Here is a 26,325-nt window from a genome sequence, read left to right as displayed (position 1 = left end):
CCCCCTCGTCACCGCGGCAACCGCCCCGCACCACCCACCGCGAACAGGTCCCCGTCCGCCGCCACCCGCTCCAGCACCTCCTCCGCCAGGAACACCAGGTCACCCGGCGACCGACACCCCTCCACCTCCGCCCACGACACCGGCGTCGACACCGACGGCACCTCCCGCGCCCGCAACGAGTACGGCGCCACCGTCGTCTTCCCCGGGTTGTTCTGCGACCAGTCCACCAACACCCGCCCCGGCCGCAACGACCTCGTCATCCGCCACACCACCTCGTCCGGCGACTCCTCCGCCAACCGCAACGCCACCGACCTCGCGTACCGCGACGTCCGCTCCGGCGACGACACCCGCACCGACGCGTACACCTGCAACCCCTTCGACCCCGACGTCTTCACCCGCGCCACCAGACCGTCCCCCTCCAACACCTCCCGCACCCGGCACGCCACCCGGCAGCACTCCACCACCGTCGCCGGCTCACCCGGGTCCAGGTCGAACACCACCAGGTCGGGGGAGCGGCGCGCACCCCGCGCACCCACCACCCACTGCGGCACGTGCAACTCCAACGCCGCCAGGTTCGCCAACCACACCAACGTCGCCAACCCGTCCACCACCACGAAGTCCGCGAACTCCGCCCCCTTCGCCGACCCCGGCGTCGGCACCCGCACCGTGCGCACCCACTCCGGCGCGTGCGACGGCACGTTCTTCTCGAAGAACGACCTGCCACCCACCCCGTCCGGGAACCGCCGCACCGTCACCGGCCGATCCCGCACGTGCGGCAACAACACCGGCGCCACCCGCGCGTAGTAGTCGACCACCTCCGCCTTCGTGAACCCCACCCCCGGGTACAGCACCTTGTCCAGGTTCGTCAGCCCCACCCGACGCCCCTCCACCAGCACCACCGCCTCAGACGTCGACACGACGCACCTCCCCGGGCACCTTGTCCGACCGCAACCCCCGCCACACCGCGAACCGCAACCGCCCGTCCGCCGTCCACCCCCGGTGCGCCACCTCGCCCACCAACTCCGGCCGCACCCACCGCGCACCCCGAGCCCGCGCCCTCGGCACCCCCGACACCCCCGCCGACGTCGCCGCGAACGGCGACCGCCCCACCTCCGACGCCCGCAACCGCCGCGTCAACCCCTCCAGCTCCGCCCGGTCGAACCCCGTCCCCACCGACCCCGCGAACACCAACCCCGACCCGTCCCACACCCCCAGCAACAACGACCCCACCACCCCCGCGCGCTTCCCCCCACCCGGCCGCCACCCCCCGACCACCACCTCCTGCGTCGCCACCGCCGTCACCTTCACCCACTGCGGCGACCGCACACCCGGCACGTACCGCGAATCCAGCCGCTTCGCCACCACCCCCTCCAACCCCCGCTCCCGCGACGCCGCCAACACCGCCGCACCCTCACCCGGGAACGACGGCGGCACCGCCCACCGGGCACCCCCCAACCCCAACCCCTCCAACAGCTCCCGCCGCCGCGAGTACGGCAACCCCACCGTCGACGCCCCGTCCAGGTGCAGCACGTCGAACACCAGGTACGTCACCGGCACCCCACCCGCCAACCGCCGCGCCTGCGCCCCGTTCGCGTGCATCCGCCGCTGCAACGCCGCGAAACTCGGCCGCCCACCCGCCAACGCCACGACCTCGCCGTCCAACACCACCTCGGTCGCACCCAACTGCGCACCCAACCCCTGCAACTCCGGGTACGTCGCCGTCACGTCGTTGCCCAACCGCGACACCAACCGCACCCGACCGCCCTGCACCCGCGCCAGGACCCGCACCCCGTCCCACTTGAACTCGAACGCCCACCGCGACCCCGGCGACGGCAACTCCCGCGCCGGCGTCGCCGACATCGGCACCAGCGCCTCCGGCAACGCCACCCACCCCGGCCGCGCCGCCCCGTGCCGCCGCCGCACCATCCAGTCCCGCCCACCCGACGACGACCGGAAGAACACGAACCCGCCCTCCACCCGCGACCCGTGCAGCACCACGTCCACCTCGCGGTCCGACCACGACACCACCTCGTAGCGACCCCGGTCCCACACCACCACCCGCCCCGCCCCGTACTCGCCCCTCGGGATCACCCCCGAGAACGACGCGTACTCCACCGGGTGATCCTCCGTGCGCACCGCCAACCGCACCGCACCCGGCTCCGACGGCAACCCCTTGGGCACCGCCCACGACACCAGCACCCCGCCCCGCTCCAACCGCACGTCCCAGTGCAACGCCGACGCGTGGTGCTCCTGGATCACGAACGTGTCGTCACCACCGACCGGCACCACCACGCCCTCGGCCGGCACCGGCTCCGGCGTCCGCCCCGCGACCCGCTTGCCCCGGTACTCCGACAGGTCCCCACCCATGCGCGCCCCCGCGCCTCAGGCGGGCTTCGCCTTCTTCGCCGGAGCCTTCTTCGCCGCCGGCTTCCGACCACCCGCCGACCCACCCGCCGCCGCGGACTTCTTCACCGCGGGCTCCTTCCCCCCAGACTTCCCCGCCGCGGACTCTCCCGCCGCCGGCTTCCGCCCCGCCGACCGACCACCCCGAGACGACCGCGCCGCCTCCACACTGCGCTCCAACGCCGTCATCAGGTCGATCACCTCACCGGAATCCACCGACTCCGGCCGCTCCGGCAACTCCGCACCCTCCGCCTTCGCCTCGATCAACCGCCGCATCGCATCCGTGTAGTCGTCCGTGAAACCAGCCGGGTCGAACGACCCCGCCATCGACTCCACCAACGACGCCGCCATCGTCAACTCCTGCGGACGCACCGACACATCCGAATCCACGAACTCGAAACCCGGCTCCCGGATCTCATCCGGCCACAACATCGTGTGCATCACCAGCAACCCGCCCCGCGCCCGCACCACCGCCAACGTCTCCCGCTGACGAATGGTGATCTTCACGACCGCGAGCTGCCCACTGCGCTCCAAAGCCATCCGCAAGAGCACGTACGGACGCAACGCCGCCTTGTCCGGCTCCAAGTAGTAGACCTTCTGGAAGAAGATCGGATCGACCTCCTCCACCGGCACGAACTCCACCACGTCGATCGCGTGATCCGTGTTGACCGGCAACTTGTCGAAATCCTCGTCACCCATCACCACCAGACGACCGTCCTCCAGCTCGTACCCCTTCGCCACATCGGCGTACGCGACCTCCTCGCCGCACACCTCGCACACCCGCCGGTACCGGATGCGCCCACCGTCCTCCCGGTGCACCTGGTGGAACCGGAAGTCGTGCTCCTCCGTCGCGGCGTACATCCGCACACCGATCGTCACCAACCCGAAGGAGATCGCCCCACGCCACACGGACCTCATACGAGAAGACTTCCCGCACCACCCCGGTCCGCACCAACACCGCACCCGAACGACCTAACAATCCCGCAACGAAAACCCCGGCAGACCGGGGGAGAAGCACCCCACCACTAATCCCGCCGCGGCAACCGCCCCAACGACACGTACGTCCGATTACCCGCCGCCGCCGCACGCCGCTCCCGCGCCGTCGCCTCGATGTAGTTCTGCGACGTCGCCAACGACGCATGACCCAACAACGCCATGATCTCCGACGCCGACGCACCGTCCTCCGCCAACCGCGTCGCGAACGTGTGGCGCAACGCGTGCAAGTTCGCCCCCGACGGCACCCGATCGTGCAACCCCGCCCACCGGAAGCACGACCGCACCAAGTACTCCAACCCACCACGCCCGATCGGCTCACCATGCCGATCCCGCACCAACGCCGACCCCCGGTCGAACCGCCCCTGCGGAAAACGCCGACGACACGACACCAGGTACTCCTCGATCACCCGATCCATCGCCGGCTCGATCGGCACCGACCGATCCCGGTTCCCCTTACCCGCCACGTGCAACCGCCGCTCACCCGGCCGACCCACCACCGACGCCAACGTCAACGTCCGCATCTCCGCCGACCGCAATCCCGCCACCAACCCCAACGCCAACACCAGCACATCCCGCTCCGGCCACGGATCACGCCCCTTCCGCGCCCCCTCCGCCACCGCCGTCAACAACCGCTCCGGCGTGTCCTCACCCCGCAACGGCTTCGGCACCAACGGCGGCGTCTTCGGCCGCGCCACCGCACCCATCGGGTTCCCCGGCACCAAGTCCTCCGCCACGCAGAACGTCAAGAACTGGTTCCACGTCGACCACGCCCGCAACACCGACGACTTCGCGTGCGAATCCGCGAACACCCCGAACGCCACCCGCAGGTTCCCCGCCGACAAGTCCTCGATCACCAACTCCGCCACCGGCCGCGACACCACCTCCGCCAACAACACCGTCACCCCCGCCAGGTCACGCCGGTAGGCGGCAGTCGTGTGCGGCGAGTCCTTCCGAGGACGACGAGCGAGGAAGAACTGCTCCTGAGCGGCGAGAACACGCATGTCGATCTTCCTACCGCACCCCACCGACAAAACCGACCGGCACGGCCTGAACGGGGGAGCGGGCGCGTCGCCCGACGACCCGCGCAGGGGAGAGGGCCGGCGGTCCTCGGGCAGGGGCGGGTGAGAGGGGACAGGACGCCCAGGACGGCCGAGAAGGTAGAGACGTCACCCCGGAAGTCAGCGGCAGGGCGGAGGTTCGGCGTCATCCCCGGAGGTTCGGTAGCAGGGCGGGAGGTTCGAGGCGTTGGGCGTTTCGTCCGCTTGCTGCCGGTCTCAGCGATAACTCCGTTTTGATGGATAATGGCGATTATCCATCATTTACTGGTCCGGAAGGGGCTGGGCCGCGATCGGGGGATGCCCCTTCCGGCAACCTTCCGCCGGCCGCGCCGGGCCCTCCGATGCGCGTTGTCGACGGTGTGCGCGCACGCGACCGCGTGCCGACGCCGCCGGGCCAGGGCGATCTGGCCCGGCGAGACCACGAGGCCGAGGCGGGCGGGTCGGCCCGGTCGATGATCACCACGGGTCGGCGGGTTCGGCGACGACGGCCATCGACCGGCCCCGGCCCGGCACACCACCGTTGATCCGTCACTGTGACGTTTTGTGGGTGGTGTGCCGGGCCGGTCGGGCTTCGCCGTCGAACGCCTCCCGAGGCCCCGGGCTCGACCCCTCGCTGCGAGTGTCGGCCTGTGGCGGCGTTGGGTGGCGCTCAGCGGCGTTCGGCGCGGGCGACGGTCGGCCGGCGGTGTTCGGTGCACGGTGCGTGCGTGCGTCGGTCGACGTGCGTCCGGCCGGTGTGGACGGTCCTCGTCCGGGGCCCTCTCACCAGCCGTTCCGCAACGCCGATAATTTACATTATGTTAAGTAAGTCGTCAGGGTCGCTTCCCCGCCCCCTCAAACCGCCCCAGCACCTCGAAGTAGTGCGCGTTGGTCATGATGCCCAGGACGTTGCCGAACGGGTCGAGCACGCTGGCGGTCACGAAGCCCTCCCCGCGCACGGTCGGCGGGTGGTGCGGGCGGGCGCCGAGTTCGGTGAGGCGGGTGAGGGTGGCGTCGAGGTCGTCGACGGCCCAGTACGCGATGGCGCCGGCGGGTGCGTCGGTGACGTCGTGCGGCGCGTAGGCGCTGTTGACGATGCCGAACTCGTGCTGGTAGTCGCCGATGCGCCATTCGAGGTAGCCGCCGGGGACGCGGAAGTAGGGCTCGGTGCCGAGGAGTTCGGTGTACCAGGCCGCGGCGGCGTCGAGGTCGGCGGCGAAGAAGCTGGTGGTGGTGAGTCCGCGAAGCATGTCCTACTCCCCTGTCGTTCGTGTGTCGGGTACAGGGTGGCGGGGTGAAGTGCTCACGTTGTGAGCACTTTTCGCGGGAGGATCGGTTGGTGCGTGCGGATCGGTTGGTGGCTGCCCTGTTGGTGTTGCAGGCGCGGGAGCGGGTGACGGCGGCGGAGTTGGCGGCCGAGTTGGAGGTGTCGGTGGCGACGGCGCGGCGTGATCTGGAGGCGTTGTCGTCGGCGGGTGTGCCGGTGTACGCGCAGCCGGGGCGTGGTGGTGGGTGGCGGTTGGTGGGGCGTGCGCGGACGGACTTGAGCGGGTTGACGTCGGTGGAGGCGCGGGCGTTGTTCCTGTTGTTGGGGCCGGTGGCGGGGATGTCGGCGCGGGTGCGGGGTGCGGTGCGGAAGTTGGTGGGTGCGTTGCCGGAGCCGTTCCGGGAGGACGCGCGGGTGGCGGTGGAGGCGGTGGTGGTGGACGCGGCGGCGTGGGGTGGGGTGGTGCGGGAGCGGCCGGTGTGGTTGGGGGTGTTGCAGGAGGCGGTGGTGGGGTGTCGGCGGGTGCGGTTGGTGTACGGGGGTCGTGGGGGTCGGTCGGAGCGGGTGGTGGAGCCGTGGGGGCTCGTGGACAAGGACGAGGTCTGGTACCTGGTGGCGGGTACGGAGGGTGGTCGGCGGACGTTCCGGGTGGATCGGGTGGTGTCGGTGGAGGTGGTGGAGGGGCGGTTCGTGCGGCCGGCGGGGTTCGAGTTGTCGTCGGTGTGGGGTGAGGTGGTGTCGGAGGTGGAGGCGCGGCGGTCGGTGTGTTCGGCGGTGGTGGAGGTGGAGGGGCGGTTCGCGGGGGTGTTGGCGGATCAGTTCGGGCGGCATTGCGAGGTGGTGGGTGAGGTGGGTGGTCGGGTGCGGTTGCGGGTGGGTGCGGCCACTCCCCTGATGGTGGCGCAGGTGTTGGCGGGGTGGGGTGGTGCGGTGGAGGTGGTGGAGTCGGGGGGTGTGCGGGCGGAGTTGGGGCGGTTGGGGCGTGAGTTGGTGGCGCTTTACGGCTCGTGAGGGGGGTGGAGGTGGTCGTGGACGCGGTCGCGCATGGGGCGTTGGCGCAGGGCGTGGAGGGCGGCGTCGACGAGGTCGCTGAGGGGGTGCGGGAGTTCGGCGTCGAGTTGGCGGGCGGCGGCGGTGGTGGCGTGCCACTCGGCGTCGAGGGTGGGGAGGATGGCTGTGGCGTGGTCGGTGAGGTGGACGATGCGGTGGCGGGCGTCGTCGCCGGGGTGGAGTTCGACGAGGCCGTCGCGGTGCATCTGGTTGACGGTCTGGCTGATGGCGGAGTGGGTGACGCCGATGGTGGTGGCGAGGTCGCGGATGGCTTGGGGGCCGTGGGCGGCGATGATGCGGATGACGGGTGTGTAGCGGGGGCGGAAGCCCGGTAGGCCGAGGTCGGTGTAGACGCGGGCGAGGTCTCCGTCGAGTTGGTCGAGGAGGTGTCGCAGGCGGGTGCCGAGGAAGTTGGGTTGCTCCACTCCCCCAATGTAACAGCGCTGTTATTTCTTGTGTGCCGTTGCTCCGGTGGGGTCAGGCGGGTGGTGCGGGGCTCCAGACGCCGGTGGTCTTGACGGCGACGCCTTCGAGGTCGGGTGAGACGGGGACGTCGTAGGTGGCCAGTCGGGTCCAGTTCTTCGGGGTGAAGCTGCGTTGGGGGTCGCCGGCGAGGACGAGGGCGCCGCGGTGGTGGGCGGCGAGGAGGAAGTGGGTGAAGCGGGTGGCCATGTCGCGGTCGTAGAAGACGTCGCCGGCGAGGACGACGTCGATGTCGGGGCGGGTGTCGAGGAGGTCGTCGGTGCCGGTGGTGAGGGTGACGTGGTTGGCGGTGGCGTTGAGGGTGGTGGCCGCGGCGGCGAGGGGGTCGATGTCGTTGGCGGTGACGCGAGCGCCGGCGAGGGCGGCGGCGATGGCGACGAGGCCGGAGCCGCAGGCGAGGTCGAGGACGTGGCGGCCGGCGACGAGGTGGGGGTGGTCGAGGACGTGGCGGGCGAGGGCTTGGCCGCCGGCCCAGGGGAAGCCCCAGAAGGGTGGTTCGGGGGTGCCGGTGGCGTGCCAGAGGGCGATGACGTCGTCGGCGGTGTGCAGGGTGATCTCGGGGACGAGGGGTACGGGGGTGGGGGTGGTGGCGGACCTGACGAGGTCGTGGGGGTCGGGCACGCGTGCGGTTCCTCCGGGGTGCGGCGGTGGTGGGGGTGGTGTGGTGGTCACAGTCCCCCGGCGACCCGCAGGACGGCCCCGGTCGTGAAGGAGGCGGCGTCCGAGAGCAGCCAGGCCACCGCCTCGGCGATCTCCTCGGGTTCGCCGGGGCGGCGCAGCGGGATGGCGGGGGCGACCCGGTCGGGGCGGTCGGGCATGTCGGACAGTCGGTGGATGTCGGTGCGCACGGTGCCGGCGGCGACGGCGTTGACCCGGATGCCGCGTGGGCCGAGTTCCTTGGCCAGGCCGATGGTCATGGCGTCGACGGCGGCCTTGCTGGCGGCGTAGTGGACGTACTCCCCCGGGCTACCGAGGGTGGCGGCGGCCGAGGAGAGCGACACGATGGACCCGCCGCGGGTGAGGTCGCGGGCGGCGCGGCGCGCGCACAGCAGGGCGCCGACGACGTTGACGTCGACGACGCGGCGCAGGTCTTCGGTGCGCAGGTCGGCGAGGGGGCCGGCGGGGCTGGTGATGCCGGCGTTGACGACGACGCCGGTGACCTGGCCGAGGGTGGCGGCGGTGTCGAAGAGGCGGTCGACGTCGTGTTCGTCGGAGACGTCGGCGCGCACGGCCAGGCCGCCGACCTCGTCGGCGAGGGCGTGTGCGGTGTCGTGTTCGACCCGGTAGCCCAGTACGACCCGGTGTCCGTCGGCGGCGGCGCGGCGCACCACGGCCGCGCCGATCCCCCGGCTGCCGCCGGTGACGACGATCAGGCCAGCCATCCGGTCACCTCCCGGCCGACCTCGTCGGCGTGGTCGACCAGCATGTGGGCCAGGCCCGGTACCTCGACCAGTCGGGCGCCGGGCACGGCGGCGACCAGGGCGTCCTGGACGGGTCGGAACGCCGGGTACTCGTGTTGGCCGCGCACGACCAGGAGGGGGGCGGTGATCCGGTCGGCGTGGGCGAGGACGTCGAGGGGGTCGGCGGCGGCCTTCTCCCGGTCGGTCCACTCGTGGTGCTCCAGTGCGCCGGCGTCGATGGAGGCGGCCACCACGGCGGGCACGGTGACGGCGGGGTTGACCACGGCGATGCGGCGCACGGGTGTGGTGGCGCGCACGGCGGTCAGCAGGGCGACGTGTCCGCCGGCGGAGCCGCCCACGACGTCGACGGGGGTGCCGTCCCAGTCGGGCAGGGCGGCCAGGACGTCGGGTACCGCGTCGGCGGCGGTCCGCACCAGTGTCGTGTAGCGGTGCACGGCCATGGCGGTGTCGGGGACGGGCAGCGCGGGGTAGACGCGCCAGGCGGGCACGGCGTGCAGGGGCAGGGTGGCGGCCATGGCTTCGGGGGTGCCGGGTTCGCCCAGCAGGTGCCAGACCAGTACCACGCGTCCGGTGGGAGTCGGTGGCGGGAGCACCGTGAACGCGGTCCCGGTGGCTGTGTGCGTGATCGCCATGGGGTGACGCTAGTGGGGTGGGGTGGGCGGCGGCAGGGGTGTCCACCACCCGCGAACACCTACCGTGCGTGACCGGTTCGTCCCGTAGGAGTGAAGGTGGGGGCCGGCGTCACTCGAACGGCCGGATAAGGGCACCCTTACAGGGTGACCGAGCCCCGTTGCGCCGCGATCTCCGCGACCCTCGACGACCCCCAGGCGGGCACCGCCGCCGCGGCCACCGCGTGGCTGGCCCTGGAGCAACCCGGCCCGTGGGGCCGCGACGCGCTCACCCAGAGCCGGCTCGACCCCGCGCTCGGCGCCGAACTCGCCCGCCGCGCCGCCGACACCGGCGTGCGCGTCCTGCTCATCCGCCGTCCCGGCCGCCACACCGACGTCGCGGGCGCGCCGCGCCGGGTCTACCTCGCCGCCACCGCCCCCGGCGCGTCCCGGCTGCGCGCCGGGCTCGTCGCCGACCCCGCCGAGCTGCTCGACCTGGATCTCGGCGCGCTGGGCCGCGGCGAGGACACCGGGTTCGGCGAGCCCGCCGCGCACCCCGTGCTGCTGGTGTGCGCCAACAGCCGCCGCGACGCCTGCTGCGCCCTGCTCGGCCGCCCGCTGGCGCACGAGCTGGCCGCCGAGCGCGGCGAGGCGGTGTGGGAGTGCACCCACACCGGCGGGCACCGCTTCGCGCCCACCGCGGTGCTGCTGCCCACCGGTTACGCCTACGGCCGCCTCGACGCCGACTTCGCGCGCCTGCTGCTCGACCGCGCCGCCGACGGGCACGTCGTGGTCGACCGCTGCCGGGGCCGTTCCGCCCACGGCCCCGCGGGCCAGGTCGCCGAACTGGCCGTGCGCGAACGCACCGGCGAGCACCGCGACGTCCTGCACGTCGCGCACGAGACGCCCGACGAGGCCACCGTGCGGCACGACGACGGCCGTGCCTGGCGCGTCACCGTCGCCACCCGCGAGCTAACCGCCCGTCCCGTCAGCTGCGGCGCGGCCCCCACCGCGCCCGCCGCGGTCGTCGTCACCGGGGTCCACCGGCTCGTCCCCGTCGACTGAGCCCGGCCCGCCCGGGACGGCGGCCCGGAACAGGCCCAGGCCCAGGGCGTAGGGGTCGTCCAGCCCCACCCGCCGCAACGCCTCCGCCGGCAGCGCCAGCACCGACACCGCGACCCCCAGGAAGTAGGCGTCGAGCAGGCCCGCGTCGCGCGCCGTGCTCGGCAGCCCCGCCGCGGCGTGCAGCGACGCCGACGCCTCGGCGTTGGACACCGCCATGCTCCCCAGCGCCTCGCGCACCCCCGGCCGGCGCACCGCCTCCAGGTACAGCTCCGCCATCGCCAGCAGCTGCGTGGGGTCCTCCACCACCGCGCGGCGCAGCAGCGCCGGGTACAGCTCGGCGACCTCGGCCGGGGAGATGTCGCGCGGTGTCGTGTCACGCAGCCGGCCCACCGCCTCGGCGTGCAGCGACGCCATCCGCGCCGCCGCCGCCCGCAGCAGCGCGTCGCGGGTGGGGAAGTAGTTCTTCGTCGTGCCCTGCGGCACCCCCGCCGCCCGGTCCACCGCGCGGTGGGTCAACCCGCGACCGCCCTCGGCGGCCAGCACCGAGATCGCGCAGTCGCACAGCAGGTCCCGACGCCCTCCCATGGGCAGGGGACCCTAGCCGACCTCGTCGGCCGCCCCGGCGGCGGCCACCACCCGGCCCGACTCCACCACCAGCCACAACCCGCACACGCACCGCACGTAGCGCACCCGGCCGTGGGTGGAGACGGGGTGGACGGGGTCGGTGCTGGGCCACCCGCAACCGGGGCATCTGGTGTTCACGCCCCCAGCGTGATGTCATGGTTCAGTGCATTTCAACCCTTACGGCGGGACGGCGGCGCAACTCGCCGCGGCCCTGGTCAACACCGTCGCCGCCGACCCGCGCCCCGACGCGCCCGGCCCGGACGCCGCGACCCTGCTGGAGCTGCTGCGCGAGCAGGGCTACAAACCCCTCGGGGCCCTCGACGCCCGCCAGGCCCGCGAGCTGACCCGCTGGGCCGCCCGCCTCTCCCCCGTCTTCGACCACACCCCCGACCGGGTCGCCCTGGTCAACGCCCTGCTCGCCGAAGCCGCCGCCAGGCCCTACGTCTCCACCCACGACGACCGCCCGCCGCACCTGCACTTCGCCCCCGAGGACGCGCCCACCCCCGACCGCGTGCGCGCCTTCACCGCAGCCGGGCTCGCCCACGTCGTCTGCGAGGACCCCGGCCGCCTGGGCCGCTGCGCCCGACCCGGCTGCGCGGTCGTCTACGTCGACACCTCCCGCAACGGCCGCCGCCGCTACTGCACCACCCGCTGCGCCAACCGCGTCCACGTCGCCGCCCACCGCGCCGGCACCCCCGGCGACACCCCCGGCGACGGCGCCCGCTGACCCCTCAGGTGGGCAGCACGCGCCGGCCGAACCGGGCGTGCTCGAACTCCGCCTCCCCGCCGATCAACGCCGACCCGACGTCCGTGCGGCCCCGGAACCAGGCGTGCCCGAACCGCGCGTCCTGCTGGAACACCGCGTCGGTGAACAACGCCCGCCCGCCGAACAGCACGTGCCGGAAGTCCGCCGGGCCGTTGACCTCCGCCCCCGAGAAGTCCGCCCGGCCCGACACCTTCGCCCGCGCCGCCACCAGCCCCTCCACCACCTGCGCCGAGCGCAGCGACACGTTGCCCGCGAACACCGCCAGCGCGAACGACACCGACCGGGCGAACAGCGCGTCGGTGAACACCGCGTGCCGCAGGAACCGCGCGTCGGCGAAGTTCGCGTCGCCCGTCACCGTCATCGCCGTGAACCGCGCGTCGCCCACGAACACCGCGCCCGCCAGGTCCACCCGCCCCACCCGGCACCCCGACAGGTCGAGGTCCACCAGGATCGCCCCCGGCGCCACCACCTGCATCCCCGGCCAGAAGTCCCCGCCCGGCCGCAGGTGCGCCACCAGCTCCCCCTGCACCCGCCGCCGCCAGTCCGCGTCCAACCCCCGGGCCACCCCGCCGCGCAACGCCGCCACCCACGCGTCCACCACGTCCTGCCGCCGCCGCGGCACCTGCCGGCCGATCTCCGCGAGCAGCAGCAGCCCTTCCGCGTCACCCGCCCGGAACAGCCGGTTGGCCTCCCGCCACACCGACACCGGGGACGGCGGTACCGCCTCCGGGCCCACGCGCCTGCGCGCGTGCTCGGCCAACAACGCGTCGGCGCGCGCCATCCGCGCGTGCCGCACACCCACCCACACCACGACCAGCGCCACGGCGACCGGCAACAGCCACGAGGACATACCCACGATCATGCCCGCACCGCCCGCGTCGGGGGACGTACGCCCGGTCGCCGCCTGCGGACCGCCGCGCGGACCCGCCGCCGGCCCGAGCACCGCCCCCGCGGACGTGGACACCGCACCGCGCCTCCCCCGGCCCGCGCCGCCGCCCGTACCGCACCTCCACCGCGCACCACCACCGCGCGCCTGCGCGGATCACCCGCCGGCCGCTGCCCTAGGGTTCGGCCCATGGACCTGACCGACGCGTGCTACGCCGGCGCCGCGGGCCAAGCCGAACTGCTGCGCTCCGGCGCGCTCACCGCCCGCGACCTCGTCGCCGAGTGCCTGCGCCGCATCGACCGCCACGACCGGCACCTCAACGCCTTCCGCGCCGTGTTCGCCGACCGGGCGCTGGCCGACGCCGACCGCGCCGACGCCCGCCTGGCCCGGGGCGAGCACGCGCCGCTGCTCGGCGTGCCCGTCGCGGTCAAGGAGGACCTCGCCGTCGCCGGGCTGCCCACCACCGGCGGCACCGCCGCCGTCGAGACCGTCGCGCCCGCCGACAGCACCGTCGTGTCCCGCCTGCGCGACGCCGGCGCCGTCCTGCTCGGCCGCACCCGCATGCCCGAACTGGGCCTGTGGCCGCACACCGAGTCCACCTGGGCCGGCCCCACCCGCAACCCCTGGTCCCCCGACCACTCGCCCGGCGGGTCCAGCGGCGGGTCCGCCGCCGCCGTGGCCGCCGGGCTCGTCGGCGCCGCCGTGGGCACCGACGGCGCCGGCTCCGTGCGCATCCCCGCCGCCTGCACCGGCCTGTTCGGCCTCAAGCCCCGCCGCGACCACGTCACCCTCGACACCGGCCACGACACCTGGGGCGGGCTCGTCGTCGCCGGCCCCGTCACCCGCCACGTCCGCGACGCCGCCCTGCTGCTCGACGTCCTCGCGCCCGGCCACGGCCACACCCGCGCCGTCGCCGACACCCGCGCCCTGCGCGTCGCGGTGTCCCTGCGCCCCTGGGGCACCGCCATCCCCGTCGACCCCGAGGTCCGCGACGCCGTCCTCGACACCGCCGGCCTGCTCGCAGACCTCGGCCACGACGTCACCCGCACCGACCCCGACCTGCGCGCCGGCAGCGGCTCCGCCGGGTTCGCCGCCCGCTACCTGCACGTCGCCGCCACCGCGCAGGCCCGGCTGGACCGACCCGACCGGCTCGACCGCCGCACCCGCGCCGTCGGCGCCCTGGGCCGGGCGCTGCCCCGCGCCGCCGTGCGCGCCGCGCTCGCCCAGCAGGACGACCTCACCCGCCGCGCCGCGCGCCTGTTCGACGTCCACGACCTGCTGCTGACCCCCGTGCTCACCCGGCCGCCGCTGCGCGTCGGGGAGTGGGACCGCCGCCCCACCGTCGCCGCCCTGCTCGCCGCCGCCCGGATGACCGCGTTCCTGCCGCTGTGGAACATCACCGGCACCCCGGCCGCCGCCGTCCCCGCCGGGCACACCCGCACCGGGCTGCCGCTGGCCGTGCAGCTCGTCGGCGCCACCGAGACCACCGTCCTCACCGCCGCCGGGCAGCTCGAACGCGCCCGCCCCTGGGCCGACCGCCGCCCACCCGGCTACTGACCTCCCCGACCCGAGAGGGCCGGGGTCAGCCGGCGTCGTGCGCCCACGACGGCAGGCCGCCGTCCCGGTCCGCCAGCGCGGCCACCGCGCGCTCCCGCACCCCCGGCCACCCCACCGTGCCCGCCGCCAGCGACCGCAGCCGCCGCCACGCCTCCCGCGTCGGGTTCTCCAGCAGCACGCGCAGCCGCAACCCCACCGCGCGCTCCGCCCACCCCGCCCGCAGGCACTCCTCCACGCCCAGGTCCGCCAGCCGCCCCGCCGCGCCCCGCCCGCCCGTCGCGGTCAGGCCCCGCTCCACCCAGCCCACCGCCTCGTCGGCACGGCCCGCGTCGCTCAGCACCGTCGCCACCTGCAGGTAGTGCCACCCCGACGACAGGTCCCGCGCCAGCACCAGCACCTGCAGGTCCACGTCACCGGTGTGCTCGGCCAGCTCCTCCACCACCCGCAGCAGCGCCCACCGCTCCCGGTCGTAGCGGCCGGTCCGCCCGAACCCGATCACCGGCAACCGCTCGAACCGCTCCACCGCCGACGACCGGTACAGCGCCAGGCCCTCCCCGCCCAACACCGCCGCGTACGGCGCGAGCCGCACCTCCGGCGGCTCGGCGAACCCGGTCTGCAGGTGCAGCAGCCACCGCGCCAGCTCCGCCGGCGGCGGCGGGTCGTCCGCGCACGCCACCACGTGCAGGTCCACCACCCGGTCGACCAGTTCCACCAGCTCCGCCCGGTGCACCCGGTGCGCGGGCACCGCCCCCACCAGCAGTTCCGCCAGCTCCTGCGCCACCACCCGCGCCCCGGGACCGGCCAGGACCAGCTCCGAGAGACCGGCGACCACCGCGGCCAGCTCCCCCCGGCACGCGGCCCACGGCAGGTCGGGATCGGCGAGCGCGGTCGCCGCGCGGTCGGTTAAGGCGTGCACCGCGCCATCCAACCGCACCCCCGCCCGGGGCGGCACGGTCCGCCACACCCCCGTCACCGGCCGTTGACCAGCGCGGACACGCCGCGGGGGCGCCGACCGGACCGGTCGACGCCCCCGCCACTGCGGTCAAGATCACTCGTGCAGCGACCTCGGCTGCCCCTGCGGCTCCACGGCGCCGCCCAGCTCCCGCGCCGGCTCCGCGCCCCGCACCAGCGGCGGCACGGGCGGCGCGGCCAGCGGCGAGGGCACCTCCTTGCGGGCCACCGCCTCCGCCGCGCGCACCGCCTCGGCCACCGCCGGGTCCGGCGCCGTGTCGAACCAGTCCGCCACCGACGCGTCGTCCTCCTCGGGGCGCGACGCCGCGGGCTCCTCCGCCGGCGGCTCGTAGCGGAACACGCCGTCCTCGCCCGGCGCGCCCAGCATCCGCGCGAACCCCTCCAGCGCCTTGCCGTAGTCCGAGGGCACCAGCCACACCTTGTTCGCGTCGCCCTGCGCCATCTGCGGCAGCGTCTGCAGGTACTGGTAGGCCAGCACCTCCGGCGTCGGCTTGCCCGCCTTGATCGCCGCGAACACCTTCTCGATCGCCTTGGCCTGGCCCTGCGCCTGGAGGTAGCGGGCCGCCCGCTCGCCCTGCGCCCGCAGGATGCTCGACTGCCGCTCCGCCTCCGCCGCCAGGATCGCCGCCTGCTTCGCGCCCTCCGCCGACAGGATCTGCGACTGCTTCTGGCCCTCGGCGGTCTTGATCGACGCCTCCCGCTGGCCCTCGGCGTTGAGGATCATCGCGCGCTTCTCCCGGTCCGCGCGCATCTGCTTCTCCATCGAGTCCTGGATCGACGCCGGCGGGTCGATCGCCTTGAGCTCGACGCGCGCCACCCGGATGCCCCACCGGCCGGTGGCCTCGTCGAGCACCCCGCGCAGCTGGTTGTTGATCTCGTCGCGGGAGGTCAGCGTCTCCTCCAGGCTCATCCCGCCCACCAGGTTGCGCAGCGTCGTGGTGGCCAGCTGCTCCACGCCCACGATGTAGTTCGAGATCTCGTAGACCGCCGCGCGCGGGTCGGTGACCTGGAAGTACACCACCGTGTCGATCGACACCGTCAGGTTGTCCTTGGTGATCACCGGCTGCGGCGGGAAGGACACCACCTGCTCGCGCAGGTCGATGCGCGCCCGCACCCGGTCGAAGAACGGCACCAGGATGTTCAGGCCCGGCGCGGCGGTCGTGCGGTAGCGGCCCAGCCGCTCGATCACCGCGGCCGTGGCCTGCGGGATCACCAGCACCGACTTCACCGTCACGACGAGCACGAACAGCACCAGGACCGCGATGACGATCAACGTCGTGGTCAACTTCGCCAGCCTCCGCTCAGGCCCCGGACAGCACCACCGCGGTCGCGCCCGAGATCTCGACAACTGTCACTTCGGCGCCCGGCTCGATCACCTCGCGGTCCAACGACCGCGCCGACCACACCTCGCCGCCGATCCGAACCCTACCCCCGTGGCCGTCCACTGTGGACACGACGACGGCGGTGCCGCCGACCAGGGCCTCCACGCCCGACCGGTGGCCCTGGCCCAGCGCCATCCGCCGCCGGATCGCCGGCCGCGCACCCGCCACCAGCCCCAGCGACACCACGCCGAACACGATCGCGCTGACCACCACGTCCGCGCCCAGCGCCGCCGAACCCGCCGCGCCGAACGCCGCCAAACCCAGCATCACCAGCACGAAGTCGCCGGAGAGGACCTCGGCCGCCACCAGCACGACACCGAGGACCAACCAGATCAAGGCCGCCACGCCACCATCCTCGCACCCCCGGGGCGGCGCCCGTGGCGTTTCACCCTTCCGCAGGCCCGGTGACGAAGTCGATCAGCCGCTCCACCGCGCCGATCAGCGGCGTCTCCAGGTCGCGGAACCCCGACACCCCCGCCAGCACGCGCCGCCACCCCTCCCACGGCTCGCCCCAGCCCAGCGCCGCGCACACCCCCTCCTTCCACGGCACCCCGCGCGGCACCACCGGCCACGCCCCGATGCCCACCGCCGCCGGTTTCACCGCCTGCCACACGTCCACGTAGGGGTGGCCGGTGACCAGCACGTCCTCGTCGCGCACGCCCTCGACCAGCCGCGACTCCTTCGACCCGGCCACCAGGTGGTCCACCAGCACCCCCAGCCGCCGCCCCGGGCCGGGCCCGAAGTCCGCCACCCGCCCGGCGAGCACGTCCACCCCGTCCAGCGGCTCCACGACCACGCCCTCCACGCGCAGGTCGTGCCCCCACACCCGCTCCACCAGCTCCGCGTCGTGCAGGCCCTCCACCCAGATGCGGCCCTCGCGCGCGGTGCGGGCACGCAGGCCCTCCACCCGCACCGATCCCGACGCCGACCGCGTCGGCGCCGCCGGGGCCGGGGCGGTCGCGGGGCGGGTCAGGGTCACCGGCCGCCCGTCGAGCAGGAACGCCGCCGGGCGCAGCGGGAACAGCCGGTGCCGGCCGAGGCGGTCCTCCAGCACCACCCGGTCGTGCTCGAAGCGCACCACCGCGCCGCAGAACCCCGACGCCGGGTCCTCCACCACCAGGCCGACCTCCGCGGGCACCTCCGGCACCTGCTTGCGCCTGCGCCCCGACAGCACGTCCCGCCCGTAATCGTGTGATCGCACGGCCCGCGACGTTACCGGTGCTCCAGGCGCAGGATGAACTCCTCCACGTCCCGGCCCCGGCCCTCGGCGAACCCCACGTCCTCGCCGACCGCCGCGAACCCGCACTTGGCCAGCACCCGCAGCGCGCCCACGTTGTCCACCGCCGCCCGCGCGTAGAGCGGGCGCGTCGGGTCGCGGTCGAGGTAGAGCCGCAGCGCCTCGGTGGCCAGGCCCCTGCCCCAGTGCTCCCGGTCGACCCAGAAGGTCACCTCGGGCTCGCCCAACCGCGTGAACCGCGCCACGTGCCCGACCACCACCCCGTCGAACAGCACCGTGCGCGCCACCACCCGGTCGTCGGCCAGGCTGCGCGCCCACCGCACCAGGAACGCCGCCCGGTCCCACGGGTCGGCGCTGGTGAACGCCGCCATGCGCACCGCCTCAGGGTCGCACTGGTGCTCGAAGAACAGCAGCACGTCCTGCGCCGTCACCTCGCGCAGCTCGACGTCGCCCACGCGGCAAGTCAACACCGAACGCGGCGGCTTGTCAGGGTGTCCGTCGGGTCAGAACGCGGGCCAGGGGATCGCCGGCCAGTCACCGGACGGCTCCGGGTACACGCCCGCCGCCAGCAGCTTCTCCAGCCGCTCGGTCAACGCCCGCACCTCCGCGCGGGTCAGGTGCTCGTGCAGCCGGTCACCCGGACCGGTGTCCAGCCACGCCCGCAGCCGCCGCAACGCCTCCACCGCCTCGTCCGGCAGCGGCTCGCCCAGCCAGCCCCACAGCACCGTGCGCAGCTTGTCCTCGGCGTGCAGGCAGATGCCGTGGTCCACGCCGAACACCGCGCCGTCGTCGGCGTGCAGCACGTGCCCGCCCTTGCGGTCGGCGTTGTTGACCACCACGTCGAACGCCGCCATCAGCCGCACCCGCGGGTGGTCGGCGTGCACCAGCACCGCGGGCTCGCCGTAGCGGTCGTGCGCGCGCAGCACCGGCCGCCACCCCGGGCGCACCTCGTCCTCGGGCACGATGTCGACCAGGTCGTCGTCCTCGCGGGTGTCCACCCACAGCTGCACCATGCCCGACCCGAACGGGCCCGGCCGCAGCACCGTGGGCGGCACCAGGCGCAGGCCCGCGGCCTCCGACACCAGGTAGGTGGCCACCTCGCGGCCGGCGAGCGTGCCGTCGGGGAAGTCCCACAGCGGGCGCTCGCCGCTCACCGGCTTGTAGACGCACTGCGCCGTCACCCCGTCGAGGCTGATCGCGCAGAACAGCGTCGCGTTGGAGGCGTCGACCAACCGGCCCTCGACCTCGATGCGCCCGTGCTCCAGCAGTTCGAGCGCGCCGTCGTCACCAGGTCGCACCCTCGGCTCAGCCCTCGTCCGAACGCCGGTAGCCGTTCTGCCGCGGGCAGACGTGCCCCTCCGGGTCCAGCGGCTCCGAGCACAGCGGGCACGGTTTGCGGCCCGCCTTGACCACCCGCTCGGCGCGTTCGGCGAACGCCCGCGCCTCACCGGGGCTCAGGAACACCCGCACCGCGTCGGGACCCTCCTCGGTGTCGTCGAGGACGACCGCCTCGTCGACCTCCTCCTCGGTGATCGCGAGCAGTTCGATGACGACCGCGCGGGACTCGGCGTCCCAGCCCAGGCCCATCGTGCCGACCTTGAACTCCTCCTCGACCGGCACCGCGAGGGGTTCGGTGTCCCGGAGGTCGTCGGGGACCGCCTCGGGGACGTCCGCGCCGAACCGCCGGTGCACCTCCTCCAGCAGCGAGCCGATGCGCTCGGCGAGTACGGCGACCTGTTGCTTCTCCAGCGCCACGCTGACCAGCCGGGCCTCCTCGGAGGCCTGGAGGTAGAACGTGCGCTCGCCAGGTTGCCCGACTGTGCCGGCGACGAACCGGTCGGGCTGGCGGAATACGTGGATGACCCGTGCCATGACAGCAACGACCCTAGGCCACGCGAGCAAGATCGGCAGAGCCGCCCCGCCGTTCGCGGTCCGAACCCCGGCCGATCGACGCCGGCCGGCCCCGCCGGCGTCCCGATAGGGTCGGCCGCGTGGTGACGATCGCACCGTACGGAACGTGGACATCGCCCATCGGCGCGGCCGACGCCGCCGCGGCCGGCGGGGGCCCGCACTGGGTCGACGTGCACCGGGGCGTGCCCTGGTGGGCCGAGGGACGCCCCGCCGAGGGCGGCCGGGTCGCGCTGGTGCGCGACGGGCACGACCTGCTGCCGCCCCCGTGGAACGTGCGCAACCGCGTCCACGAGTACGGCGGACGGCCCTGGGTGGTGCTCGACACACCCGGGGGCACGCGCGTGGCGTTCACCGACTGGGACGACCAGCGCATCCACGTCTTCGACCCCGACGACCCGCGGCCCGAGCCGCTCACCGCCGAACCGGAGCGCCGGCACGGGCTGCGCTACGCCGACCTCACCCCCGGCCCCGGCCACACCGAGGTGTGGTGCGTGCGCGAGACCGTCACCGGCGACGCCCGCACCGACGTGCGCCGCGAACTGGTCGCCGTGCCCCTCGACGGCTCGCCGGTGCGGGTGCTGGCCGCCGGCCACCGCTTCATGACCGGCCCCCGCGTCTCGCCCGACGGCCGCCACCTGGCCTGGATCGGCTGGGACCACCCGAACATGCCGTGGGACGGCTCCGAGCTGTGCGTCGCCCGGATCGGCGACGACGGCCCCGGCGCCCACCGCGTCCTGGCGGGCGGCCCGGACGAGGCCGTGTGCCAGGTCGAGTGGGAGGGCGCCGACCTGCTGGTCCTCACCGACCCGGACGGCTGGTGGAACCTGTTCCGCATCGGCCTCGACGGCACCGCCACCAACCTCGCCCCGTGCGCCGAGGAGCTGGGCGGGCCGATGTGGCGGCTGGGCAACCGCTGGTTCGCCGCGATCGACCGGGGTCGCTACGCGGTGCTGCGCTCCGGCGCGCCCGCCGTGCTCGACGAGCGCACAGGCACGGTCACCGACATCGACGTCGACCTGCCCGCGTGGCACGCCCACCTCGCCGTGCACGACGGCGTGCTGGTCAGCAGCGCCGCCGGGCCGCGCGCCGAGGCCGCCGTGGTGTCGCTGGACCTGTCCACCGGTGTCCTGACCACCCACACCCGGCACGCCGCGACGCTGCCCGCCGAGCACCTGCCCGTGCCGGTCGAGCGCGTGTTCAGCGGCCCGGACGGCGACGTGCCCGCCTACGTCTACCCGCCGCGCAACCCCGACTTCGCCGCCCCCGACGGGGAGAAGCCGCCCTACGTGGTGCACGTCCACGGCGGCCCCACCGGCCGCAGCGCGCCGGTGCTCGACGCCGACATCGCCTACCTCACCAGCCGCGGCATCGGCGTCGTCGCGGTCAACTATGGCGGCTCCACCGGCTACGGCCGCGCCTTCCGCGAGCGGCTGCGCGAGCAGTGGGGCGTCGTCGACGTCCACGACTGCGCCGCCGTCGCCCAGGCGCTGGCCGACGAGGGCACCGCGGACGGCGAGCGGCTGGCCATCCGCGGCGGCAGCGCGGGCGGCTGGACCGCCGCGGCGTCGATGACCTCGGTCAAGACCTACCGGTGCGCCATGATCGCCTTCCCGATCCTCGACCTGGAGGGCTGGACCTCCGCGGGCGGCGAGACCCACGACTTCGAGTCCCACTACGTCGAGGGCCTGGTCGGCCCCTGGCCCGCCACCGCCGACCGCTACGCCGAGCGGTCCCCGTCGCACCGGGTCGGGCAGCTGGTCGGGCCCGTGCTGCTGCTCCAGGGGCTGGAGGACGAGATCTGCCCGCCCGAGCAGGCCGACCGGTTCGCCGCGGCGCTGGACGGCACCGGCGTCCCGCACGCCTACCTGACCTTCGAGGGCGAGCAGCACGGCTTCCGCAAGGCCGCGACGATCGTCGCCGCCCTGGAGGCCGAGCTGTCCTTCTACGGGCAGGTCCTGGGCTTCACCCCGGCCGACGTGCCGGTGCTGGACCTGCGTCGGTGACCGCACCCGAGCCTAAGGCCGCGCCTGAGCCCGAGGCCGGGTCCGCGCCTGTGGCGGCCGGTGCTGCGGCAGCCGGACCTGCGGCGGTCGAGCCTTCGGCGGTCGGACCTGCGGCGGTCGAGCCTTCGGCGGTCGGGTCCGCGCCGGTCGGGCCTGCTCCGGCCGGGCCGCCGCTGCTGCGGGCGGGGGACCGGGTGGTCGTCATCAGCCCCGCCGGGCCCGTCGACCCGACCCTGCTCGACGCGGGCGTGGCGTGGCTGCGCGCGTGGGACCTCGACGTCCACCTCGCCCCCGGCGTCCTCGACACCCACCCCGACCTGCCCTACCTGGCGGGCCGCGACGCCGACCGCGCCCGCGACCTGGAACGGGCGTGGCTGGACCCGACCGTGGCGGGCGTGCTGTGCTGCCGCGGCGGCTACGGCAGCCTGCGCATGGTCGACCTGGTCGACTGGACCGCCGTCGCGGCGCACCGCAAGGTCTTCGCCGGCTCCAGCGACACCACCGTGCTGCACGCCCGCCTCCAGGCGCTCGGGCACGCCACCTGGTTCGGGCCGATGATCGGCACCAGGGCGTTCGTCGAGGACGACGTCGCCCGCGAGCACCTGCGCCGCGCGCTGTTCACCGGCGTCACCGGCGTGCGCGGCACCCCCGCCGCGCCCGGCACCGCCCGCGGCACCGCGTTCGGCGGCAACCTCAGCCTGCTGGCCGAGACCCCGCCGCCACCCGGCGCGGTCGTGCTGCTCGAAGACGTCGACGAGGACCCCTACCGGCTCGACCGGATGCTCACCGGCATGCGGCGCACCGGGTGGTTCGCCGACGTCGCCGCGCTCGTCCTGGGCTCGTGGACCGACTGCGGCGACGCCGCGCCCGTGCTCGCCGACCGGCTCGGCGACCTCGGCGTGCCGATCGTCGCCGACGTGCCCTTCGGCCACTGCGCGGGTCAGCTCACCCTGCCGTTGGGCGTGTCGGTCGAGGTCGACGGCCGCACCGGTGTGGTAACCGTGGTGGCGTGAAGATCGAAGCAGCCGACGGCGCGTTCGACGCCCCCGTCTGGGAACCGCCCGCCGGCGACGGCCCCGGCCTGGTCCTCGTCCAGGAGATCTTCGGCCTGGACGACTACCTGCGCTCCGTCGCGGCCGACCTCGCCGCGCTGGGCTACGTCGTCGCCGTACCCGAGCTGTTCCGGCGCACCACCCCCGGCTGGGTCGGCCGCCACGACGAGGCCGGCGTCGCCGAGGCGATGGACGTCGCCTCCCGCTTCGACCCGGCGCTGGGCGTCGCCGACGTGCTGGCCACCCTCGACGGGCTGCGCACCCGCACCGGCCGCGCCGGGGTGCTGGGCTTCTGCCTCGGCGGCTCGATGGCCTACGAAGCGGCCGTCGCGGGCACGCCCGACGCGGTGGTGTCCTTCTACGGCTCCACCGTCCCGGAGCGGATCGGCGAGCTGGGGCGGGTCGACTGCCCCGTCCAGTTCCACTTCGGCGGCCGCGACCCCTACATCCCGCGCGAGGCCGTGCAGGCGGTCGTCGACGCCGTCGCCGGGCACCCCGGCGCCGAGGTCCACGTCCAGGAGGACGCGGGCCACGCCTTCCACAACAACGTCGCGCCCCGGTTCCACGACCCGGTCGCCGCGGCCGCCGCCTGGGAGCTGACCACCTCGTTCCTCGCCCGCGCCCTGCCCGTCACCTGACACCCGACGCCGGTCGCCCGCCCCGCTCCGGGCCGGCCGCCCCCGTCGGTCCGGGTGGTCAGCGGCGGGCCTGGCTCTCCCGCAGCACCCGCGTGTCGCGCCGCACCTCCTCCGCCCGGTCGCCGACCGCCTGGATCTCGCGGGCCAGCTCCGGGTTGTCCACCCGCACCCGCACCACCGACTCCACCAGCGGCCCGATCAGCGCGACGACGTCGTCCACCTCCAGAGCGCGGCGCACCACCACGTCCACCCGGCCGACCTGGCCCGCCAGGCTGCGCAGCGACCCCGCGTTCTCCCGCGCCCAGCGGGACACCGCCCGCTCGCCCGCGCGCCTGTCCCGCTCGGCGCGCACCCGGCCCTCGGCCGTGTCCTCCACCTCCGACGGGCGCAACCGCAGGTAGCGGCGCTCGGCGGCCTGCCGGCTGGCCAGGCCCAGCGCCGGCGCCAGCTCGGCCCAGCTGGTGCCCATCGCGCGCGCCGAGGCGATCAGCCGCGGCTCCCACCCGGCCAGCTCCTCGCGCAGCCCGCGCAGCAGCACCAGCGCCTCCAGCACCTGCTCGACGCCGCGCCCGTCGCCCTCGACCGCGTCCCGGATGGTCTCGTAGTCACCGCTCGCCATGACGTCAACCTAGTGACGACCAGGAGGGTTGTCAACGAGATGACGACGTGGTAGAACCGGAGTCGCAGCGCATTGACCAGACCAACCAGGAGGTGTTCCCGATGTTGATGCGCACCGACCCGTTCCGGGAGCTGGACCGGCTGGCGCAGCAGTTCCTCTCCGGCCCGGGCACCTGGTCGCGGCCGACGCCCATGCCGATGGACGCCTACCGCGCGGGTGAGGAGTTCGTGGTCGAGTTCGACCTGCCCGGCGTCACCGCCGACGCGATCGAGCTGGACGTCGAGCGCAACGTGCTGACCGTCAAGGCCGAGCGCCGCCCGAACCGGCGGACCGACGGCGTCGAGATGCAGGTCTCCGAGCGGCCCCTGGGCGTGTTCTCCCGCCAGCTGTTCCTCGGCGACACCCTCGACACCGAGCACATCCGCGCCGACTACGACTCCGGCGTGCTCACGCTGCGCATCCCGATCGCGGAGAAGGCCAAGCCGCGCAGGATCGCCATCGGCACCGCCGACACCGGCCGCAAGGAGATCGACGCCTGATCCCCCGCCCCGCCGCACACGGTGCCGCGGGGTACGGGACCTCGGACAGCACACGGCGGTGTGCGCGCCGGGCACGGGCTGCCGATGTCCGCCCGGCGCGCACACCGCCCGCCCGTGCCCGGGCTCGCCGGGTGGGCGCCGGCCTCGGCCCGGCGGCGCCGCCGCCGGGCGACGGTTTCCCGGTGGCCCGGGAGGCCGCGCGCCCGCCAGGATCACCGGTCATGCGCCCGGCACCCGGTCAAGTCCTGCACTTCTCCGAAGACCCGACCATCACCCGCTTCGAACCGCGCGTCGCGCCCACCGCGCGCCAGGCCGACCCGTACGTGTGGGCCGTCGACCACGACCGCGCCCCCGACTACTGGTTCCCCCGCCAGTGCCCGCGCGCCCTGGTGCGGACCGGACCCGCCACCACCGCCGAGGACCGGGCGTGGCTGGGCGCCGAGCGCGTGCACGTCGTCGAGTACGGCTGGCTCGACCGGCTGCGCACCGCCCGCCTCTACGCCTACCGGCTCGACGCCGCCGCGTTCCGGCCGTTCGGCGACCCGCCCAACGCCCACGTCGCCACCGTGCCCGTCGAACCGCTCGGCGACCCCGAACCCGTCGGCGACCTGCTCGCGCTGCACGAGGGGGCGGGCATCGAACTGCGGCTCACCACCGACCTGTGGCGGTTCTGGCGGCGGGCGGTGCGCGGCACGTTCGGGTTCAGCGGCATCAGGCTGCGCAACGCCCGGCCCGACCCCGACCCGACCCCCTTCCCGGCTCCCCGCCCTGCTCTCCTCCCGGCGCCCTCCCCGGCCCCGGGCCGCACCGCGTGACCGGTCAGCGGAAGTCGTCGGCGTGCTCGCGCGCCCACCGGGCGAAGTCCAGCGCCGGGCGACCCAGCACCTCCTCGACGTCCGGGGACACCCAGTTGTTGCCCTCCGGGTACCGGCCCATCTCCAGGAACCACTCCACGACCTGCGGCGGGTAGACCCCGCGCCACAGCTCGCGCGCCTGGTCGGGGGTCAGTTCGACGAACCCGACCGGCCGCCCGAGGGCCTCGCCGATCAGGCGCACCGCGTCGCGGCGGCGCACCGGTCCCGGCCCGGTGGGGCGGTAGGTGCGCCCCTCGTGCCCCTCGGTCAGCAGCGCCCGCACGATGATCGCGGCGATGTCGTCCTCGTGCACCAGGGTGCTGTTCCAGTCGCCGAACGGCGCGCGCACGACGCCCTCCGCGCGGATCGAGGGCGCCCATTCGCGGGTGTTGGCCATGAACTCGCCCGGGAACAGGTGGGTCCACCCGATGCCCGAGGACTCGATCGCCCGGTGGAACACCCGGTGCCAGGACTCCAGCGGGTCGTCGTCGGACCGGCCCGGGTCGTGGTGGCCCAGGTGCGTGAGCCGCCGCACGCCCGCCGCGCGCAGCACGTCGACGATCGCCGGGCCGTCGCCGTCCACCGACACCAGGTGCACCCGCTCGACCCCATGCAGCGCCGGGACCAGCGACGACGGGTCGGTGAAGTCGCCCGTCACCACCTGCACCCCGGCGGGCAGCCGGGCACGGAGGTCGCGGGTGAGCGCGCGGACCTCCTGCCCCTCGGCGATCAGTCGGCGCACCACCGCGCCGCCCACGGTGCCGGTCGCGCCGGTGACGAGAACGGGCATGGAAATCCTCCGGGAATGGCGAAGAAGCCCTGGTGAAGGGCGTGCGGACGCGGGAAATGGCGTGGAGTGGGCAGAATGCCCGCGCAAATGGCGAATTGTCAAACATGAACGCCGCGTTCACGTTTTCCGAAAATGCGTGCCGCGCACACCGCTTGCCCACATACC

Annotated in this window: 30 protein-coding genes; 9 read left to right on the top strand and 21 right to left on the bottom strand. The window is 74.7% G+C overall.

Going from position 1 to position 26,325, the window contains the following annotated elements; translation table 11 throughout:
- Positions 1–8: 8 nt before the first annotated feature.
- From ligD (ACRAKJ_RS21120) to ACRAKJ_RS21100, 5 genes are all read right to left on the bottom strand, one after another.
- Complete coding sequence (gene ligD / locus ACRAKJ_RS21120) at positions 9–917, bottom strand: non-homologous end-joining DNA ligase (protein ID WP_438925041.1); 909 nt, start codon at positions 915–917, stop codon at positions 9–11.
- Positions 904–2,367 carry a non-homologous end-joining DNA ligase gene (ligD, locus tag ACRAKJ_RS21115; RefSeq protein ID WP_438925042.1) on the bottom strand — a complete coding sequence of 488 codons (1,464 nt, stop codon included), beginning with the start codon at positions 2,365–2,367 and terminating at the stop codon, positions 904–906. The genes ligD (ACRAKJ_RS21120) and ligD (ACRAKJ_RS21115) overlap by 14 nt, the downstream gene beginning before the upstream one ends.
- Positions 2,368–2,382: 15 nt before the next feature.
- The gene (gene ku / locus ACRAKJ_RS21110; RefSeq protein ID WP_438925043.1) at positions 2,383–3,321 is read right to left on the bottom strand and encodes a non-homologous end joining protein Ku; all 939 of its coding nucleotides are present in this window, start codon (positions 3,319–3,321) and stop codon (positions 2,383–2,385) included.
- 107 nt (positions 3,322–3,428) lie between these two features.
- Positions 3,429–4,400 (bottom strand): tyrosine-type recombinase/integrase, encoded by a 972-nt coding sequence (locus ACRAKJ_RS21105; RefSeq protein ID WP_438925044.1) that lies wholly within the window; start codon positions 4,398–4,400, stop codon positions 3,429–3,431.
- Positions 4,401–5,269: 869 nt separating this feature from the next.
- The gene (locus ACRAKJ_RS21100; RefSeq protein ID WP_438925045.1) at positions 5,270–5,686 is read right to left on the bottom strand and encodes a VOC family protein; all 417 of its coding nucleotides are present in this window, start codon (positions 5,684–5,686) and stop codon (positions 5,270–5,272) included.
- 89 nt (positions 5,687–5,775) lie between these two features.
- Between ACRAKJ_RS21100 and ACRAKJ_RS21095 the strand changes: the two genes are divergently transcribed.
- A complete protein-coding gene (locus ACRAKJ_RS21095; RefSeq protein WP_438925046.1) occupies positions 5,776–6,714 on the top strand; it encodes a WYL domain-containing protein in 939 nt (312 codons plus the stop codon).
- Here ACRAKJ_RS21095 and ACRAKJ_RS21090 read toward each other — a convergent pair.
- The 4 genes from ACRAKJ_RS21090 to ACRAKJ_RS21075 are packed head-to-tail and all read right to left on the bottom strand — an operon-like array spanning position 6,702 to position 9,289.
- Entirely contained in the window at positions 6,702–7,178 is a 477-nt protein-coding gene (locus ACRAKJ_RS21090; RefSeq protein WP_438925047.1) for a MarR family transcriptional regulator, read from the bottom strand. The two genes, ACRAKJ_RS21095 and ACRAKJ_RS21090, sit on opposite strands and share 13 nt — an antisense overlap.
- A gap of 52 nt (positions 7,179–7,230) precedes the next feature.
- Complete coding sequence (locus ACRAKJ_RS21085; protein WP_438925048.1) at positions 7,231–7,857, bottom strand: 50S ribosomal protein L11 methyltransferase; 627 nt, start codon at positions 7,855–7,857, stop codon at positions 7,231–7,233.
- 47 nt (positions 7,858–7,904) lie between these two features.
- Positions 7,905–8,618 (bottom strand): SDR family oxidoreductase, encoded by a 714-nt coding sequence (locus tag ACRAKJ_RS21080; RefSeq protein ID WP_438925049.1) that lies wholly within the window; start codon positions 8,616–8,618, stop codon positions 7,905–7,907.
- Positions 8,606–9,289 (bottom strand): alpha/beta fold hydrolase, encoded by a 684-nt coding sequence (locus tag ACRAKJ_RS21075; RefSeq protein ID WP_438925050.1) that lies wholly within the window; start codon positions 9,287–9,289, stop codon positions 8,606–8,608. The genes ACRAKJ_RS21080 and ACRAKJ_RS21075 overlap by 13 nt, the downstream gene beginning before the upstream one ends.
- A 144-nt stretch (positions 9,290–9,433) precedes the next feature.
- On the opposite strand from ACRAKJ_RS21075, the gene ACRAKJ_RS21070 reads away from it, so the two are divergent.
- The gene (locus tag ACRAKJ_RS21070) at positions 9,434–10,330 is read left to right on the top strand and encodes a sucrase ferredoxin (protein WP_438925051.1); all 897 of its coding nucleotides are present in this window, start codon (positions 9,434–9,436) and stop codon (positions 10,328–10,330) included.
- Here the strand turns inward: ACRAKJ_RS21070 and ACRAKJ_RS21065 are convergent.
- A complete protein-coding gene (locus tag ACRAKJ_RS21065; RefSeq protein ID WP_438925052.1) occupies positions 10,238–10,915 on the bottom strand; it encodes a TetR/AcrR family transcriptional regulator in 678 nt (225 codons plus the stop codon). The two genes, ACRAKJ_RS21070 and ACRAKJ_RS21065, sit on opposite strands and share 93 nt — an antisense overlap.
- Positions 10,916–10,927: 12 nt before the next feature.
- Positions 10,928–11,092 (bottom strand): hypothetical protein, encoded by a 165-nt coding sequence (locus ACRAKJ_RS21060; protein WP_438925053.1) that lies wholly within the window; start codon positions 11,090–11,092, stop codon positions 10,928–10,930.
- A gap of 25 nt (positions 11,093–11,117) precedes the next feature.
- On the opposite strand from ACRAKJ_RS21060, the gene ACRAKJ_RS21055 reads away from it, so the two are divergent.
- Positions 11,118–11,681 carry a CGNR zinc finger domain-containing protein gene (locus ACRAKJ_RS21055; protein WP_438925054.1) on the top strand — a complete coding sequence of 188 codons (564 nt, stop codon included), beginning with the start codon at positions 11,118–11,120 and terminating at the stop codon, positions 11,679–11,681.
- Positions 11,682–11,685: 4 nt separating this feature from the next.
- Here the strand turns inward: ACRAKJ_RS21055 and ACRAKJ_RS21050 are convergent, their stop codons facing one another.
- Positions 11,686–12,684: a pentapeptide repeat-containing protein gene (locus ACRAKJ_RS21050; RefSeq protein ID WP_438925055.1), complete on the bottom strand. Its 999-nt coding sequence runs from the start codon at positions 12,682–12,684 to the stop codon at positions 11,686–11,688.
- A gap of 111 nt (positions 12,685–12,795) precedes the next feature.
- Between ACRAKJ_RS21050 and ACRAKJ_RS21045 the strand changes: the two genes are divergently transcribed.
- Positions 12,796–14,163, top strand: a complete 1,368-nt coding sequence (locus ACRAKJ_RS21045; RefSeq protein ID WP_438925056.1) for an amidase family protein — start codon at positions 12,796–12,798, stop codon at positions 14,161–14,163.
- Between the two features lie 25 nt (positions 14,164–14,188).
- Here the strand turns inward: ACRAKJ_RS21045 and ACRAKJ_RS21040 are convergent, their stop codons facing one another.
- The 7 genes from ACRAKJ_RS21040 to ACRAKJ_RS21010 all read right to left on the bottom strand — a co-directional run bounded on the left by ACRAKJ_RS21040 (position 14,189) and on the right by ACRAKJ_RS21010 (position 19,626).
- Positions 14,189–15,079 carry a hypothetical protein gene (locus ACRAKJ_RS21040; protein ID WP_447009093.1) on the bottom strand — a complete coding sequence of 297 codons (891 nt, stop codon included), beginning with the start codon at positions 15,077–15,079 and terminating at the stop codon, positions 14,189–14,191.
- A 132-nt stretch (positions 15,080–15,211) separates the two neighbouring features.
- Positions 15,212–16,420 (bottom strand): SPFH domain-containing protein, encoded by a 1,209-nt coding sequence (locus ACRAKJ_RS21035; RefSeq protein ID WP_447009092.1) that lies wholly within the window; start codon positions 16,418–16,420, stop codon positions 15,212–15,214.
- Positions 16,421–16,436: 16 nt separating this feature from the next.
- Positions 16,437–16,862, bottom strand: coding sequence for an NfeD family protein (locus ACRAKJ_RS21030; RefSeq protein WP_438923306.1), 426 nt, complete (start codon positions 16,860–16,862; stop codon positions 16,437–16,439).
- Positions 16,863–16,902: 40 nt separating this feature from the next.
- Positions 16,903–17,718 carry a DUF3097 domain-containing protein gene (locus ACRAKJ_RS21025; RefSeq protein WP_438923305.1) on the bottom strand — a complete coding sequence of 272 codons (816 nt, stop codon included), beginning with the start codon at positions 17,716–17,718 and terminating at the stop codon, positions 16,903–16,905.
- An 11-nt stretch (positions 17,719–17,729) separates the two neighbouring features.
- Positions 17,730–18,209, bottom strand: coding sequence for a GNAT family N-acetyltransferase (locus tag ACRAKJ_RS21020; RefSeq protein ID WP_438923304.1), 480 nt, complete (start codon positions 18,207–18,209; stop codon positions 17,730–17,732).
- A 48-nt stretch (positions 18,210–18,257) separates the two neighbouring features.
- Positions 18,258–19,052, bottom strand: a complete 795-nt coding sequence (locus tag ACRAKJ_RS21015; RefSeq protein ID WP_438923303.1) for an SCO1664 family protein — start codon at positions 19,050–19,052, stop codon at positions 18,258–18,260.
- Positions 19,053–19,059: 7 nt separating this feature from the next.
- Positions 19,060–19,626: a DUF3090 domain-containing protein gene (locus ACRAKJ_RS21010; protein ID WP_438923302.1), complete on the bottom strand. Its 567-nt coding sequence runs from the start codon at positions 19,624–19,626 to the stop codon at positions 19,060–19,062.
- 119 nt (positions 19,627–19,745) lie between these two features.
- On the opposite strand from ACRAKJ_RS21010, the gene ACRAKJ_RS21005 reads away from it, so the two are divergent.
- From ACRAKJ_RS21005 to ACRAKJ_RS20995, 3 genes are all read left to right on the top strand, one after another.
- Positions 19,746–21,668, top strand: a complete 1,923-nt coding sequence (locus ACRAKJ_RS21005; protein ID WP_438923301.1) for a prolyl oligopeptidase family serine peptidase — start codon at positions 19,746–19,748, stop codon at positions 21,666–21,668.
- 194 nt (positions 21,669–21,862) lie between these two features.
- The gene (locus tag ACRAKJ_RS21000; RefSeq protein ID WP_438923300.1) at positions 21,863–22,681 is read left to right on the top strand and encodes an LD-carboxypeptidase; all 819 of its coding nucleotides are present in this window, start codon (positions 21,863–21,865) and stop codon (positions 22,679–22,681) included.
- The gene (locus ACRAKJ_RS20995) at positions 22,678–23,358 is read left to right on the top strand and encodes a dienelactone hydrolase family protein (protein WP_438923299.1); all 681 of its coding nucleotides are present in this window, start codon (positions 22,678–22,680) and stop codon (positions 23,356–23,358) included. Before ACRAKJ_RS21000 ends, ACRAKJ_RS20995 begins: the two co-directional genes overlap by 4 nt.
- 58 nt (positions 23,359–23,416) lie before the next feature.
- Here the strand turns inward: ACRAKJ_RS20995 and ACRAKJ_RS20990 are convergent, their stop codons facing one another.
- Entirely contained in the window at positions 23,417–23,977 is a 561-nt protein-coding gene (locus ACRAKJ_RS20990) for an HSP18 transcriptional regulator (protein ID WP_438923298.1), read from the bottom strand.
- 101 nt (positions 23,978–24,078) lie between these two features.
- Between ACRAKJ_RS20990 and ACRAKJ_RS20985 the strand changes: the two genes are divergently transcribed.
- Positions 24,079–24,516, top strand: coding sequence for an Hsp20 family protein (locus ACRAKJ_RS20985; protein ID WP_438923311.1), 438 nt, complete (start codon positions 24,079–24,081; stop codon positions 24,514–24,516).
- A 221-nt stretch (positions 24,517–24,737) separates the two neighbouring features.
- On the top strand, positions 24,738–25,331 hold the full coding sequence (locus tag ACRAKJ_RS20980) for a DUF6886 family protein (RefSeq protein ID WP_438923297.1): 594 nt from the start codon (positions 24,738–24,740) through the stop codon (positions 25,329–25,331).
- Positions 25,332–25,335: 4 nt separating this feature from the next.
- On the opposite strand, the gene ACRAKJ_RS20975 is transcribed toward ACRAKJ_RS20980, so the two are convergent.
- Positions 25,336–26,160: an NmrA family NAD(P)-binding protein gene (locus tag ACRAKJ_RS20975; protein ID WP_438923296.1), complete on the bottom strand. Its 825-nt coding sequence runs from the start codon at positions 26,158–26,160 to the stop codon at positions 25,336–25,338.
- Positions 26,161–26,325: the final 165 nt, after the last annotated feature.

This window comes from Saccharothrix sp. DSM 118769 (genome assembly GCF_052936295.1).
The sequence above is the reverse complement of the archived record's forward strand: the minus strand, read 5'-3'. Positions and strand labels throughout refer to the sequence as shown.